Annotated in this window: 16 protein-coding genes and 4 tRNA genes; 3 read left to right on the top strand and 17 right to left on the bottom strand. The window is 56.3% G+C overall.

Annotated elements, in window-relative coordinates:
* Nucleotides 1–20: 20 nt before the first annotated feature.
* A complete protein-coding gene (locus tag PSEUDOMOFG3G_RS07725; protein ID WP_107322251.1) occupies nucleotides 21–539 on the bottom strand; it encodes an anti-virulence regulator CigR family protein in 519 nt (172 codons plus the stop codon).
* A gap of 125 nt (nucleotides 540–664) precedes the next feature.
* Here PSEUDOMOFG3G_RS07725 and PSEUDOMOFG3G_RS07720 point away from each other — a divergent pair, with 125 nt between their 5' ends.
* Nucleotides 665–1879: an MFS transporter gene (locus tag PSEUDOMOFG3G_RS07720; RefSeq protein WP_139049570.1), complete on the top strand. Its 1215-nt coding sequence runs from the start codon at nucleotides 665–667 to the stop codon at nucleotides 1877–1879.
* A gap of 460 nt (nucleotides 1880–2339) precedes the next feature.
* On the opposite strand, the gene PSEUDOMOFG3G_RS07715 is transcribed toward PSEUDOMOFG3G_RS07720, so the two are convergent.
* From PSEUDOMOFG3G_RS07715 to PSEUDOMOFG3G_RS07670, 10 genes are all read right to left on the bottom strand, one after another.
* Nucleotides 2340–2648 carry an AzlD family protein gene (locus PSEUDOMOFG3G_RS07715; protein WP_047228559.1) on the bottom strand — a complete coding sequence of 103 codons (309 nt, stop codon included), beginning with the start codon at nucleotides 2646–2648 and terminating at the stop codon, nucleotides 2340–2342.
* Nucleotides 2645–3355, bottom strand: coding sequence for an AzlC family ABC transporter permease (locus PSEUDOMOFG3G_RS07710; protein ID WP_139049569.1), 711 nt, complete (start codon nucleotides 3353–3355; stop codon nucleotides 2645–2647). The genes PSEUDOMOFG3G_RS07715 and PSEUDOMOFG3G_RS07710 overlap by 4 nt, the downstream gene beginning before the upstream one ends.
* Before the next feature lie 161 nt (nucleotides 3356–3516).
* The gene (locus PSEUDOMOFG3G_RS07705; RefSeq protein WP_047228561.1) at nucleotides 3517–3885 is read right to left on the bottom strand and encodes a hypothetical protein; all 369 of its coding nucleotides are present in this window, start codon (nucleotides 3883–3885) and stop codon (nucleotides 3517–3519) included.
* 205 nt (nucleotides 3886–4090) lie between these two features.
* A complete protein-coding gene (locus tag PSEUDOMOFG3G_RS07700) occupies nucleotides 4091–4288 on the bottom strand; it encodes a hypothetical protein (RefSeq protein WP_139049568.1) in 198 nt (65 codons plus the stop codon).
* A gap of 182 nt (nucleotides 4289–4470) precedes the next feature.
* Nucleotides 4471–4977: an AAA family ATPase gene (locus tag PSEUDOMOFG3G_RS07695; RefSeq protein WP_139049567.1), complete on the bottom strand. Its 507-nt coding sequence runs from the start codon at nucleotides 4975–4977 to the stop codon at nucleotides 4471–4473.
* 112 nt (nucleotides 4978–5089) lie between these two features.
* Nucleotides 5090–5290 carry a hypothetical protein gene (locus PSEUDOMOFG3G_RS07690; protein WP_007895617.1) on the bottom strand — a complete coding sequence of 67 codons (201 nt, stop codon included), beginning with the start codon at nucleotides 5288–5290 and terminating at the stop codon, nucleotides 5090–5092.
* A gap of 207 nt (nucleotides 5291–5497) precedes the next feature.
* Nucleotides 5498–5986, bottom strand: coding sequence for a papain-like cysteine protease family protein (locus PSEUDOMOFG3G_RS07685; RefSeq protein WP_076383937.1), 489 nt, complete (start codon nucleotides 5984–5986; stop codon nucleotides 5498–5500).
* 401 nt (nucleotides 5987–6387) lie between these two features.
* Nucleotides 6388–6519 (bottom strand): YHYH domain-containing protein, encoded by a 132-nt coding sequence (locus PSEUDOMOFG3G_RS07680; protein ID WP_107322247.1) that lies wholly within the window; start codon nucleotides 6517–6519, stop codon nucleotides 6388–6390.
* Between the two features lie 298 nt (nucleotides 6520–6817).
* Complete coding sequence (locus PSEUDOMOFG3G_RS07675; RefSeq protein WP_076383936.1) at nucleotides 6818–7099, bottom strand: hypothetical protein; 282 nt, start codon at nucleotides 7097–7099, stop codon at nucleotides 6818–6820.
* A gap of 71 nt (nucleotides 7100–7170) precedes the next feature.
* Nucleotides 7171–7494 carry a DUF2388 domain-containing protein gene (locus PSEUDOMOFG3G_RS07670; RefSeq protein WP_047230558.1) on the bottom strand — a complete coding sequence of 108 codons (324 nt, stop codon included), beginning with the start codon at nucleotides 7492–7494 and terminating at the stop codon, nucleotides 7171–7173.
* A gap of 529 nt (nucleotides 7495–8023) precedes the next feature.
* Between PSEUDOMOFG3G_RS07670 and PSEUDOMOFG3G_RS07665 the strand changes: the two genes are divergently transcribed.
* Complete coding sequence (locus PSEUDOMOFG3G_RS07665; protein WP_076383935.1) at nucleotides 8024–8311, top strand: antitoxin; 288 nt, start codon at nucleotides 8024–8026, stop codon at nucleotides 8309–8311.
* Nucleotides 8312–8440: 129 nt separating this feature from the next.
* Here the strand turns inward: PSEUDOMOFG3G_RS07665 and PSEUDOMOFG3G_RS07660 are convergent.
* A tRNA-Val gene (locus tag PSEUDOMOFG3G_RS07660) sits at nucleotides 8441–8517 on the bottom strand.
* Between the two features lie 183 nt (nucleotides 8518–8700).
* Here PSEUDOMOFG3G_RS07660 and PSEUDOMOFG3G_RS07655 point away from each other — a divergent pair.
* Nucleotides 8701–9984, top strand: coding sequence for an FAD-binding oxidoreductase (locus PSEUDOMOFG3G_RS07655; protein ID WP_047229232.1), 1284 nt, complete (start codon nucleotides 8701–8703; stop codon nucleotides 9982–9984).
* A 206-nt stretch (nucleotides 9985–10190) separates the two neighbouring features.
* Here PSEUDOMOFG3G_RS07655 and PSEUDOMOFG3G_RS07650 read toward each other — a convergent pair.
* The 5 genes from PSEUDOMOFG3G_RS07650 to PSEUDOMOFG3G_RS07630 form a co-directional block, all read right to left on the bottom strand.
* A tRNA-Asp gene (locus PSEUDOMOFG3G_RS07650) sits at nucleotides 10191–10267 on the bottom strand.
* Nucleotides 10268–10356: 89 nt separating this feature from the next.
* Nucleotides 10357–10433, bottom strand: a tRNA-Asp gene (locus PSEUDOMOFG3G_RS07645).
* 58 nt (nucleotides 10434–10491) lie between these two features.
* Nucleotides 10492–10567 (bottom strand) — tRNA-Val (locus tag PSEUDOMOFG3G_RS07640).
* A 102-nt stretch (nucleotides 10568–10669) separates the two neighbouring features.
* Nucleotides 10670–11443 carry an SDR family oxidoreductase gene (locus PSEUDOMOFG3G_RS07635; protein ID WP_047229233.1) on the bottom strand — a complete coding sequence of 258 codons (774 nt, stop codon included), beginning with the start codon at nucleotides 11441–11443 and terminating at the stop codon, nucleotides 10670–10672.
* Complete coding sequence (locus PSEUDOMOFG3G_RS07630) at nucleotides 11440–12651, bottom strand: O-succinylhomoserine sulfhydrylase (protein WP_047229234.1); 1212 nt, start codon at nucleotides 12649–12651, stop codon at nucleotides 11440–11442. Before PSEUDOMOFG3G_RS07630 ends, PSEUDOMOFG3G_RS07635 begins: the two co-directional genes overlap by 4 nt.
* Nucleotides 12652–12691: the final 40 nt, after the last annotated feature.

The following is a 12691-nucleotide window of genomic DNA, read 5'->3' as shown; positions in this document are numbered from 1 at the left end:
CTATTTATTCCATTGGCGCTTTAGTCGAACGCACCGTTCAGCACTTCATAGATGATGCCGGTGGCAATCGCCACCAGAATCAGGTCCGTGCCCACCTGCTGCCATTCGTACCCGTCATAGTGCGGCAGGCGCCCCAACAAACGCCCATCCAGCTTCTTGGCAATACCCGGTGGCAACGGCTTGCCTCGGGCGAGGTTTTTCTGGATACCCGGCGGCAGTGGCGGACCGGGGCTCCAATAATCACGGTGACCGCTCACCAGGCCGAGAATGCCGCCGCGGTCGATGCTGGGGCCGTTGTGCCAATCACCACCCGATGGGTTGCCCTTGCCGCCCTGGTTACCTTTGCCGCCCTGATTGCTACCTGGATTGCCTTGACCGCCCTTGTTGCCCTGCCCGCCTTTGTTTCCTTGTCCTTGACCCTGGCCTTGATCGAATTTGGCGTTCCCCTTGTCGTTACCCGGGTTCGCCACTACAGCGGTAGAACCCGCCACGAGGGCGAAGCAGGTAACCGCAACAATCAACGAGCGCGATTTGAACATGGTGGTTCTCACTGAAAAGGGAACATCCCTGTGAATATAGAGGCTAACAGTGATATTAGTTCCATATCATACTGCGCGCTGACAGCAAGGCCCGATACCGTACAACGACGTTTTCAAGGAGCTCCATGCGCAAGGATTACCTGGCCTTTTTCGTTTCAATGTTCCTCTCACGGCTGGCCGACCAGATACTGCTGTTCATCGTCCCGCTGATTGTTTTCCAAACCACCCAAAGCGTCTCCTGGGCGGGCCTGGCTTTCTTCGTCGAATCCCTGCCACGCTTTCTGTCGTTCCCGATCTGCGGGGCGCTGTGCGACAAGTTCTCGCCCATTCGAATCCTGCACATCAGCCAGGTTTATCGCGCCGTGATGTGCATCGCCGCCGTGGTGCTCTTCATGATTTTTGGCGGCATTTATTGGATCGTCGCCCTCTCGGCGGTCTGCGGTGTATTGACCACCCAGGGCATCATGGCTCGCGAAGTGGTGATGCCTTACATCTTCAAGCATTACACCTACACCAAGACCTTGTCGTACTCGCAGATCGCCGACCAGACCGGGCTGGTGCTGGGCCCGCTGATCGCCGCGCTGATGCTGGAGGTATGGGCCTGGCACTGGGTGGTGCTGGCGATTGCCGTACTGTTCCTGCTGGCGGACCTGGCGATGCTGTTCTGGCAGCGCACCAGCGCGGTCACACTGGAAACCTTCGAACAACATCACGACGTCTGGCTGAACCCGCTGCGTATTGCCTTCGGTCACATCCGCAACCTGGCCGAGCTGAAAAAAATCATCGGCCTGGCCGTAGGGGTCAACCTGATCATCGGCGTCACCCTCGCCACCTCGGCGGCCATGGTGATCGGCGAGTACAGCGCCGGCAAGGACTACTACGCCTGGTTACAGGCAGCCGGGGCCGTGACCACTATCATCATTCTGTTCTTCCTGGCGCGGGTGACCTTGCCCTTGAGAGTCTTGGGCAGTGTGTCTTACACGCTGATCGCCGCCGGCGCCTTCATCACAGCATTCAGCCCGACAGTGTGGGGTTACGTCGTCGGATTTCTGCTGATCGTCGGCTTCGACAAGATGTTCAACGTCTACATGCGCAGCATTCGCCAGCAGGTCATTCCAGCCAAGGACTTTGGCAAGACCGTCGGCGTCATTACCCTGCTCAACAACCTGTCACAGCCCTTGGCGGGGCTGCTGGTCGCACTGCTGGCAGCGCCCGTCGGAACGCAGCAGGTGATCCTGCTGCTGGCGCTTGCCACCAGCCTGATCGGCATCACCGTGGTCGCGTTCTTCAGCAAGACGGCAGGCATGCCGGCCGGCTATGGCGCCGACACAGACGCTTGAGAAGTCGCCCGCGTCTTTAAATATTCATCTGTGGGCGGTTAGAGTTTCCCGGTGCCCACCATTCGTCGCTAATGGAAGGTGACGCGCATTTCGCCGCCACGTCTGGCTCAGGGGTTGCACCGACTTGTCATGGCAGCCCCAGGGCGACGTAACCCTGACGCGGCGGCCGTCTTATCACTGCTGGTCAGTCACCGGAGATGTACCGTGTCAACTCTCAATGAAATCGCAGCGAACCACGCGAGAATGGCAAAGGCAAAGGAAGAAGAGTCGATACGGCTACGTGCACTTCACAGTCAAATAGTCGGTAGTTTTGACATTGCGCCGGTCGAGGCGAAACAGAAGATGCCACTACACTTCATGGCCGGCGTTCAGGACCACTCGTTTGGGGAGGCATTGGCCCTGAACTTCTGACCTGTGTTACTTGGAATTCATCGCCCGCTTGTGAGCGGGCGACATGGTTTCAGAACTGCCTGACCAAAGCGGCTGCAAGTATCCCGGCCGCAATCGCCGGCAGAGGTTTCTTCACGATCACCATGATGATTGCGGTGCTCAGCAAAGCCAGGCGCGCGCCGTTGTCACCCTCGATCGCCAACGGGGCAAGCACGGCCACCAATACCGAGCCGGACATTGCCGTGATGAATTGCTGCACCCGATAGTTGATCGGCACGAACGACATCACGAAAACACCGCCCCAGCGGGTCGCCAACGTCACGATGGCCATGATCAGGATGATGATCAGGGTGCCATGGCCCGCCGTGTCGATATTCATTGTTTTTTCTCCATCCACAACGCGCCCAGAATACCTCCCGCCAAAGCCCCCACCACGACATGACTGTTAGCCGGCAGATACCAGTAGGCCAACAGCGATGAACAGGCCGCCACCGTCCAGATGATAAGCATGCGCAGGTTCTTCTTCCCGCCCACGACCATCGCCAACAGGAAACACCCCATCACCATGTCGAGCCCGAAACTGACCGGGTCTTCAATGGCGCTGCCAAAGTGCAGCCCCAGCCAACTGCCCAGGATCCAGGCAACCCAGAGCGCGATGCCACCGCCAAATAAAAGCCCCAGCCCAGGTTTTCCACGGCTGAACGCTTGCATCGCCATGGCCCAGTTGGCGTCCGAGACCACCAGCATCACCCCATAACGCTTGGCAACCGGCAGCTCCCGTAGCCATGGGTAGAGCGTGGCGCCCATCAACAGGTGCCGGGCGTTGATGGCAAAGACGGTGATCATCAACGGAACGACCGGGACCTGTTGACCCCACAGATCCAGCGCAGCAAATTGAGAAGCGCCGGCGAATACCAGCGTGCTCATGAGCACGGCTGAAACATCACTCAACCCCGACTGCGCTGCGGCCAGGCCAAAGGCGACGCCGAATACAACGACGAACAGAGAAATGGGGAGCAGCTGTTTGAAGCCGTCGTAGATGTGATTGAGCTTTAGTTCATGCAGGCGAAATTCTACGTTCGACAAGAGATGGCCTCTTAAAATATTTGCTGCGTCACTTGAACAACCCAGGGCCGCAAGACAGGAACCGTGTCAACAAAGAAGTCATGGGGAGCCCTACGATTCAATGTAGGGCTTCCTTTAGCCATTCTCGTCAGTTATCACTGCGAACGCACTGAACTGCTGACTTACTCAACCGCCGACCGGCTATTACGCCAGAACAGATACGCCAGCCCCACCGGTGCTATGAAAATCGCCAACGACCAGCACATCGCCATGGTGAAAACCTTCACTATCAGCATGAACAGCGCATTCACGAAGAAAACGTTGTTACCCATGATGTAGCCAACAACGCTTTCGTAGACGAACCGAGAATACGGATAGAGCAATGAGTTGATGACCGCCAACACAATCAGCCCAGGCTTGGCACCGATTCCCCCAGGGCCATTGGCCGCCAAAGAGATGATCATCACAGCGAACACCAGCCCAAAAAGGAATTGGCGGATGTAGTAGCTGGTAGTAAGACCCCCAAAGGTCTTGGCGAAAAATGAGTGCATAGAAGATCCCTCTTGAACGCTGATTTAAACGAGGCGCCACCATACCAGCATCATTTTTTCGCGCAAGATCAAGCAGATCCCCGGATTGATGTCTGCGCAAGCGGTAGACAACCGGACCGAGTCCTTGCTTTTAGAAACTGAGACCTACAAAAAGCGGGCGACTCATAAGTCGCCCGCTTTTGCCATAAATCAGCAAGGACGAAAGCTAAGCGTCGGGATGCTCACTGGCCACCGAATCGGCGGCCTCCACATCAGACATATCCTCCTCGACAGGAGCCTCATCATCCGCCGGCAATGGAACCTCGGGGCCGCCCTTCTTGGGATCGTGGCCTGTTTCATTATCGGTGCCACGGGTTACGTCCTGCTGGGATTTGTTCCCAGGGGCATTCTCGTCGATTTCCATGTTGGCTCTCCGTTCTGACGCGAGGGATTTCCACGCTTAAACATCAGAGATGTCTGGGCAACTGCAAGTGCCGGGCAATGGATGAACGGCAGGTACTGAAAAAACCGGAGTTTGGATCGGTGGATTCAGGGAGCGTTGGCGCTGGACACGGAGTTCTGAGTGGACTGCGCCGCGCGCCGACGTTACTCACGGGACAGGAATCGGTCGATGATCATCGAGACCGCTTGCACCGGAGAGACCAAGGCTGTGTCTATGCAAAACGAAGCTTCATCCCATGGCTCATATTCATGATCCAGTACCGATTGCCAGGTTGGTGGAGTCAGCCCTGGAACATCAACCATCCTTGTTTCGACCCGGCGTCGATGTTCATCTTTATCGGAACAGACCACTTGGATATTTGCTAATAGGACACCAGCGTGTGAGGCGATTTCGCTCCACGCGATTCGGCTTTCGAGGACGGGATTGACACAATCAACAATGACCGTGCGGCCCAAACGAAGATTACTCCGCGCAAGCTCATTGGCGACCATGTAACCACTGCGCCCCACATCTTGCGCAAGAGCGCCCGAGTTTCGAATCGCCTGCTCAATAGTATCGATCCGCAGGTACATGGCGCCTGTTGTCGCGGCGAGATCATTGGCGATAGTCGTTTTTCCGGTGCCGGGAAGGCCGCTGAAGACGATGAGCATTCCATATCCTTCGATTAATGCGTCAGGTAGAAAACCGCGGCCCGACCACAATTTGGACCGTTGGAATCGTCCCGTTTCATATTGTGGGAGGTATCCCATTTTCCTTCACGCCTCAATGAAGAACCCTGCGGCTCTCCCCAATCCTGATTCTATCGAGCGCCCGGTTTAAAGCATCCAAGGCATCGAGCAGAGCTTTGGCCTCAGCTTCCCGACCATCACCCCAGAGGCGTTCAGCCATTTTGTTCAGTGCCTGGATAGAGCGTTCAATGTCAGCAGCCGTCGCTGCTTTGCTTTCCTGATGTTTCTTTGGCATTGGTTAACCCTTCCTCAGGGCGTGTTGCATCAGCTTCAGTGCGAATACTTCGCCAACCGGAACACCTGCTTCAAAATGGAGAACTGCCGCTCCTGCCTCTTGGCGAAGGAGAGAGAACTGGAGGGCCAGACCACAATTCTTCGTCTCTGATCACCCACCTGTCTCAAATCGTGACCTGCCCCGTTATTCGCTTTAATTACGAAAGAATCAATCTTTTGCAACAACTAATGTTTGCTGAGTACCCCATGCCAAAAAATATCCTAGGGCACACGTCTCAATAACGCCCAACCAAGGGTCATAATAATCGATTGTATTAGCAGAATCATCATATCCCAATACGACCACGTAGTGAGATTCAACAAACACCAAGAACCCTGAATATTGGCTTGCATACTGCAAAATAGGCTCCAGCTTTGCATAAGCTTTAAGCTCTCTTGCCCCATGCACAAGTCCAGTTTCCTTTGAAAAGTGATAGGTATTGTAATATTTGGCCAGCTCTTCTAATTGATGAAAAGTTATCCCATCGTGAACCCATTCAGGATAAAAACCAATTACAGCCTGTTCCGAGACCTGAACATCATTTAATCGCATAAGCACTGAAAAGCTCGCCGCCCAGCAACTATGACTCACCTTTTGTATCTCAAGCTTAGGAAAAATAGAAAAAAACTTTTCTCGAGTGACACCTTCATATGCCATATGAACTCCCTTTCATTGGAAAGCCAATCGATCAATCCATACGTTAAACGTAATTGCCCAACTATTTACTTGTAGTTGATCAATGCACATTTTTCCACAATCTCGAGGATTCCTATGCCAGAGGCAGGATGCACGCACAATTCTTGAAAACTGACAGCGGTCGCGGTCAACTCGCGGGTCCCGTCTTCCGCCTGGTTTCCGAAAACTTAACGGCAGCCAGTTTTTTCCCGAACCAGCCAAAACAAAGGGCTTTCAGCGCGGCGAAATATATCTGTCCCCCCTTTTCCAATTGGCCTCGTCTTTCCTGCCCGGCTTCCGACATTCGCGCGACAGACGGGATCAGATCGACGCCCATCCACTTGAGAAGACCGCAGCCTCTTCAGATCCCGGTGCTGTTCGGGTCAATGGCAGTGGCGTGTTCCAGCTTTCTTGTCGTTATGACAGCCCTGCTTGTCCGTACGGCCACCATGAGCAATTGCGGATACAGAGGTGACTGCAATAATTGCTGCCAGTACTAGGGTGATGATTTTCATGGTCCACTTCCTGTGATTGCGAGTTCCTGGGTTGTGCCGATTTGGCTGACCGACGCGAGTAGATCGTGGGGCCTATATCTCCCCGCCTCGTCAGGCGATTCATACATGCTGAATGCATAGAATTTAGCACCATTACTTCGCCACTACGAGCCGCATAACAGGGCTTGCCCTTTGCCATAGGGTCAGGGGTAAAACTGGGAAAAGGCCACGGTTTTGGGGCCTCTTGTAATCGGCCCGATTCATAATCGTGGTATGTCCCGTTTCCTCCACTTCAAAGCTGGGGTTCAGGAGAAAGCCGTTACCGTCGAGGACAGCCTATCTTAAATGTCCGAATGGATAACGCTTCGTTACGCGCATCCTTTTCGTTCTGAGCCTTCATGGTGAAGCTACCGTCTTGGTAGCTGCGAGCCATAGCTTGGTTATTCTTATCGATTTCATCGTAGATGCGAGCACACTCGCTGGTCGTTGCTTCAGGAGTCGTCGGCACTGGCGCGTTTTCTATGTCCAGAACGTACTGGGATTTCTGATAGGCACAGCCGGTAAGAGCGAAGATAGCGAAAATTGTGATGACTTTATTCATGAGATTTCCATATCGTTAGTGAAACCAGGTCCGCTTTAGTAAACAACTGTGCAGCTCTTCCCAATCTTTCTTCAATAGGACGTCGCGATTGCCTGAGCAAGTTGCATATCAGACATCAGAGGTGACGTGTAGGTCGCGCGGTAATATCGGCAAGCCTGTTCGAACTGTGCACCCCGGATCTCGCCATCTGAACCCATAAACGCGAGCGCATCAGCCTTGGCAGGCTTGAAGTTCTTTGTAGCCTGCAGAGAGAGCCCAGTCGTTCCTGCAAGAAGGAAGGTAGGTGCCAGCGTTATCATCATCATCGAGTTTTGATACGAGCCCTTATCTTCCGCTACCGCTTGAGCGCTGATCGACACCATGATGGCGACGGCCACAGTCATCCATGAATCCATTCTTTGATGCTTCCATTTCGATCTAGGGGCACCACGATAGCAGAGTGGGTACTCACCACAAACAAGAAGCTCGGCGCTGGGCCGGGCCGTGCGAAGGGCTGAAAGGGGACGGGCTAAAAGGGGATAGATTTATTTTCTAGCCGGCTGCCAGTTGATCCAAGCGAATACATTCGATGAAAACTCTCAGCGCAGCGAAGTAAAAATAAATCTGTCCTTTTCTACTGCGGATTGATGTCAGCGCAAGCGGTAGACAATCGGACCGAGTCCTTGCTTTTAGAAACTGAGACCTACAAAAAGCGGGCGACTCATAAGTCGCCCGCTTTTGACATAAATCAGCAAGGACGAAAACTAAGCGTCGGGATGCTCACTGGTGAAGAAGGTAGCGGAGCAAATACGCCAGCGGCATACGCACGACGGACTGATCGATGCCCCGTGGTTTGACTGGACTTGGGCCTGGCATGGAGATTCTGGGCAGTGGTCACTCCAGAATAAAAAGACCAGAATAAAGACCTATTCAGGAGTCATATCCATGCAAAATATTCTTGCCGATGTGGCCGTCAGCGTATCTGAACTCATGAAGAACCCATCTTCCGCCTTGAGCAGCACCAATGGCTTACCTGTGGCCGTGCTGAACCACAACCGCGTTGTGGGCTACATGGTCCCGGCGAATGTCTATGAGGCGATGGTCGAGCGCCTGGACGAACTGGAACTCGTACACCTGGTCAAGGCACGTCTCGACGCCAACGAAACACCTGTTCGAGTATCTCTCGACGATCTGATTGGCGAGGCCGAAGCAGATATCGCCAATGGCCGTTGAGTAGCGAAAAAGCCCGCGTATCGGCTATCAGTGGCTTCCACTATAGCAAGCCTCCCCAAACCCCAGACGCAAAAAAGGGCCAACCTCTCGGTTGACCCTTCTAGACCGCCCAGCAGAGCGGATTTTGTTTGGTAGGCGCGATTGGACTCGAACCAACGACCCCCACCATGTCAAGGTGGTGCTCTAACCAACTGAGCTACGTGCCTGCTGTGAGGCGGCATTCTACGGAATTCCGAAGGGGTGTCAATACCTTTTTTTCACCTAACCCTATGAATATGCAAAATATTTAATTTCGCCAAAGCGCCGAAGATTTGGCGGTGGCTGGCGGCTGATTTTTATCTCGGGTAGGATCGGCGCATTCGTAAAAAATATAAAACAGAGGTTGCAGAATGGCGAACACACCGTATCCAGAATCTTATTACGCCGCGTCGGCCAATCCGGTTCCAGCTCGCCCTGCCCTGCAGGATGATGTCGAAACGGATGTTTGCGTGATCGGCGCTGGTTACACCGGCCTGTCCTCTGCGCTGTTTCTGCTGGAGAACGGTTTCAAGGTCACGGTCCTTGAGGCGGCAAAGGTCGGCTTTGGGGCTTCGGGTCGTAATGGCGGGCAGATCGTTAACAGTTACAGCCGCGACATCGACGTGATCGAGCGCAGTGTCGGGCCTCAGCAGGCGCAGTTGCTGGGCAATATGGCGTTCGAGGGCGGTCGGATCATTCGCGAGCGGGTGGCGAAGTATCAGATTCAGTGTGATTTGAAGGATGGCGGAGTGTTCGCTGCCCTTACCGCCAAGCAAATGGGCCATCTGGAGTCGCAGAAGCGTTTGTGGGAGCGTTTCGGGCATACCCAGTTGGAGTTGCTGGATCAGCGGCGTATTCGCGAGGTGGTGGCCTGCGAGGAGTATGTGGGCGGGATGCTGGACATGAGCGGTGGGCATATTCATCCGCTGAACCTGGCCCTCGGTGAGGCGGCGGCGGTGGAGTCTCTTGGCGGGGTGATTTATGAGCAGTCGCCGGCGGTGCGCATCGAGCGTGGCGCCAGCCCGGTTGTGCATACACCGCAGGGCAAGGTCAGGGCCAAGTTCATCATCGTGGCGGGCAATGCTTATCTGGGCAATTTGGTGCCCGAACTGGCAGCCAAATCCATGCCTTGCGGCACCCAGGTTATTGCCACCGAGCCGCTGGGCGATGAGCTGGCTCGCAGCCTGCTGCCTCAGGACTATTGCGTTGAAGACTGCAACTACTTGCTCGATTACTACCGACTCACGGGCGACAAGCGTCTGATTTTCGGCGGCGGCGTGGTGTATGGCGCGAGGGATCCGGCGAATATTGAAGCGATCATTCGTCCGAAGATGCTCAAGGCATTCCCGCAGCTCAAGGACGTGAAGATCGACTACGCCTGGACCGGAAACTTCCTGCTGACGCTATCGCGCCTTCCGCAGGTCGGGCGACTGGGGGACAACATTTATTATTCCCAGGGCTGCAGCGGCCATGGCGTGACGTATACGCATCTGGCGGGCAAGGTGCTGGCTGAGGCGCTGCGTGGGCAGGCTGAGCGTTTCGATGCGTTTGCCGATCTGCCGCACTACCCTTTCCCCGGCGGTCAGTTGTTGCGTACGCCGTTTGCGGCGATGGGGGCTTGGTATTACGGGCTGCGGGATAGGCTTGGATTCTGACGCGTCGGACGACTTCATAGAAAAGGGCTGCTGCGCAGCCCAGCGGGAGCAAGCTCCCTCGCCACAGGCGTGTTCCAACCTTTCAGTGTCATTATCCCGAAAACAAAAAACCCCGGTCTTTCGACCAGGGTCTTTGCTATCGACTAGAAGTAGCTTTTCAGCTTTCTTCTTAGCTTCAAGGCGTTCAGTGGGCCTCGAAGCAGATATGGCGCAGCGGACGGGACTCGAACCCGCGACCCCCGGCGTGACAGGCCGGTATTCTAACCGACTGAACTACCGCTGCGTATCGCTATGGACTTGCGTCCAGTTAACTCGTCTGATCCAACCTCTTGGGTTTGGATCTCGAACCAGGCGAACCTGCTTCGGAAAATATGGCGCAGCGGACGGGACTCGAACCCGCGACCCCCGGCGTGACAGGCCGGTATTCTAACCGACTGAACTACCGCTGCGCGTCGGTGGAGGCTTTTGACAGCTTCCGTCTTGCTTTCGCAAAACTCTCGTAAAACATGGTGGGTGATGACGGGATCGAACCGCCGACATTCTGCTTGTAAGGCAGACGCTCTCCCAGCTGAGCTAATCACCCTTTGCTTCGTTGAGGCCGCGAAATTTACGCAGGTACCGAAGCTAAGTCAATAGCAGGGTTGAAGTTTTTTCAAAACAGTTCAAGCGGCACGCACAACCGCTCTCACTCATAAATCATTTTCTTGGTCATGCCGCCGTCCACCACGAACTCCTGGCCCGTGACAAAACCGGCATTGCGCGACAACAGCCACGCCACCATCGCCGCTACATCCTCCACCGTGCCTACCCTGCCTGCCGGATGCTGAGCATGATCGGCATCGCTGAGCGGCTGCGCGCGACGCTGGGACGGGTCCCGTGCGTCGATCCAGCCGGGGCTGACAGCATTGACCCGGATCTCCGGCCCAAGGCTGATCGCCAAGGCATGGGTCAGGGCGAGCAAGCCGCCCTTGCTCGCCGCATAGGCTTCGGTGTCGGGTTCTGATTGTGCGGCACGGGTCGAGGCCAGGTTGACGATGGCGCCATTGTGGGCACGCAGGTAAGGCGCACAATGCTTGGCCAGCAGCATGGGACCACCCAGGTTCACCGCCAGGACCCGATTCCAGTAGGCCAGATCCAGGCTTTCCAGGGTGATGTTGTGGGGATCGGCGATGGCCGCGTTGCACACCAGCGCGTCAAGCCGTCCAAACTGGCCCAACACCTCGGCGATTCCCGTGGCGACTTGCGTCTCATCCGCCACATCCATGGTGATGAACCAGGCGTTCTCCCCCAGCGTCTTGGCGACCTTGGAGCCGCGCTCACGATCCAGGTCAGTCAGCACCACCTGCCAGCCTTCACAGATCAGCCAGGTGGCAATCCCCAGGCCGATACCCCGCGCGGCGCCTGTCACCAGAGCTACCCGGCCATGAGTGCCGCCGTGCGGCGTTGCCAGCTCGATCACAAGGCGGCCAACCCACGGGCCAGATCGGCTTGCAGGTCAGCCACGTCCTCCAGACCCACCGCGACGCGGATCAGGCTGTCGCGGATGCCCGCTGCTTCACGCTCCTGGGGCGTCAGGCGACCGTGGGAGGTGGTGCTTGGGTGAGTGATGGTGGTTTTGCTGTCACCCAGGTTGGCGGTGATGGAAATCAACCGGGTGGCGTCGATGAAGCGCCATGCGCCCTCCTTGCCCCCTTTGACCTCGAAGCTCACCACCGCACCGAAACCGCGCTGCTGACGCGCGGCCAGGTCATGTTGCGGATGGCTCTTGAGGCCGGCGTAGTGCACTTTCTCGATGCCATCCTGCTGCTCCAGCCACTCAGCCAGCAGTTGGGCGTTGGCGCAATGGGCTTTCATACGCAGGCCCAGGGTTTCCAGGCCTTTGAGGAAGATCCAGGCGTTGAACGGACTCAAGGTCGGCCCGGCGGTGCGCAGGAAGCCCACCACTTCTTTCATCTGCTCGCCACGACCGGCCACCACGCCGCCCATGCAACGACCCTGGCCGTCGATGAACTTGGTCGCCGAATGCACCACCACGTCGGCACCCAGCTTCAGTGGCTGTTGCAACGCCGGCGTGCAGAAGCAGTTATCGACCACCAGCATGGCGCCCTTGGCGTGGGCGATTTCCGCCAACGCGGCGATGTCCACCAGCTCGGCCAGGGGGTTGGACGGCGATTCGACAAACAGCATCTTGGTATTGGGCTTGATTGCCGCATCCCAACCGGACAAGTCCGCCAGGGGCACGTAATCGACTTCCACGCCGAAACGCTTGAAGTACTTTTCGAACAGGCTGATGGTCGAGCCGAAGACACTGCGCGACACCAGCACGTGGTCGCCAGCGCTGCAAAAGCTCATGACCACGGCCATGATCGCCGCCATGCCGGTGGCGGTGGCCACAGCCTGCTCGGCACCTTCCAGAGCAGCGAGGCGCTCTTCGAAAGCCCGCACGGTGGGGTTGGTGTAGCGCGAGTAGACGTTGCCCGGCACCTCGCCGGCAAACCGTGCCGCCGCATCGGCAGCGGTACGGAACACGTAGCTGGACGTGAAGAACATCGGATCGCCATGCTCGGCTTCCGGCGTGCGGTGCTGACCGGCGCGGACCGCCAGGGTATCGAACGCTACACCCTCAAGGTCGCTGTCCAGCCGACCGGCATCCCAATCCTGACTCATGCTGTCGCTCCTGTAGTCATTAAACGCAAACCGGCCCCTC

The organism is Pseudomonas sp. FG-3G (genome assembly GCF_901007645.1).
Classification (GTDB): domain Bacteria; phylum Pseudomonadota; class Gammaproteobacteria; order Pseudomonadales; family Pseudomonadaceae; genus Aquipseudomonas; species Aquipseudomonas rhizophila.
The sequence above is the reverse complement of the archived record's forward strand: the minus strand, read 5'-3'. Positions and strand labels throughout refer to the sequence as shown.

Excerpts from the sequence above, each read along its gene's own strand:
- PSEUDOMOFG3G_RS07725 (WP_107322251.1), bottom strand. The coding sequence starts at position 539 with ATGTTCAAATCGCGCTCGTTGATTGTTGCGGTTACCTGCTTCGCCCTC.
- PSEUDOMOFG3G_RS07720 (WP_139049570.1), top strand. The coding sequence starts at position 665 with ATGCGCAAGGATTACCTGGCCTTTTTCGTTTCAATGTTCCTCTCACGG.
- PSEUDOMOFG3G_RS07715 (WP_047228559.1), bottom strand. The coding sequence starts at position 2,648 with ATGAATATCGACACGGCGGGCCATGGCACCCTGATCATCATCCTGATC.
- PSEUDOMOFG3G_RS07705 (WP_047228561.1), bottom strand. The coding sequence starts at position 3,885 with ATGCACTCATTTTTCGCCAAGACCTTTGGGGGTCTTACTACCAGCTAC.
- PSEUDOMOFG3G_RS07700 (WP_139049568.1), bottom strand. The coding sequence starts at position 4,288 with ATGGAAATCGACGAGAATGCCCCTGGGAACAAATCCCAGCAGGACGTA.
- PSEUDOMOFG3G_RS07695 (WP_139049567.1), bottom strand. The coding sequence starts at position 4,977 with ATGCTCATCGTCTTCAGCGGCCTTCCCGGCACCGGAAAAACGACTATC.
- PSEUDOMOFG3G_RS07690 (WP_007895617.1), bottom strand. The coding sequence starts at position 5,290 with ATGCCAAAGAAACATCAGGAAAGCAAAGCAGCGACGGCTGCTGACATT.
- PSEUDOMOFG3G_RS07685 (WP_076383937.1), bottom strand. The coding sequence starts at position 5,986 with ATGGCATATGAAGGTGTCACTCGAGAAAAGTTTTTTTCTATTTTTCCT.
- PSEUDOMOFG3G_RS07680 (WP_107322247.1), bottom strand. The coding sequence starts at position 6,519 with ATGAAAATCATCACCCTAGTACTGGCAGCAATTATTGCAGTCACCTCT.
- PSEUDOMOFG3G_RS07675 (WP_076383936.1), bottom strand. The coding sequence starts at position 7,099 with ATGAATAAAGTCATCACAATTTTCGCTATCTTCGCTCTTACCGGCTGT.
- PSEUDOMOFG3G_RS07670 (WP_047230558.1), bottom strand. The coding sequence starts at position 7,494 with ATGGATTCATGGATGACTGTGGCCGTCGCCATCATGGTGTCGATCAGC.
- PSEUDOMOFG3G_RS07665 (WP_076383935.1), top strand. The coding sequence starts at position 8,024 with ATGCAAAATATTCTTGCCGATGTGGCCGTCAGCGTATCTGAACTCATG.
- PSEUDOMOFG3G_RS07655 (WP_047229232.1), top strand. The coding sequence starts at position 8,701 with ATGGCGAACACACCGTATCCAGAATCTTATTACGCCGCGTCGGCCAAT.
- PSEUDOMOFG3G_RS07630 (WP_047229234.1), bottom strand. The coding sequence starts at position 12,651 with ATGAGTCAGGATTGGGATGCCGGTCGGCTGGACAGCGACCTTGAGGGT.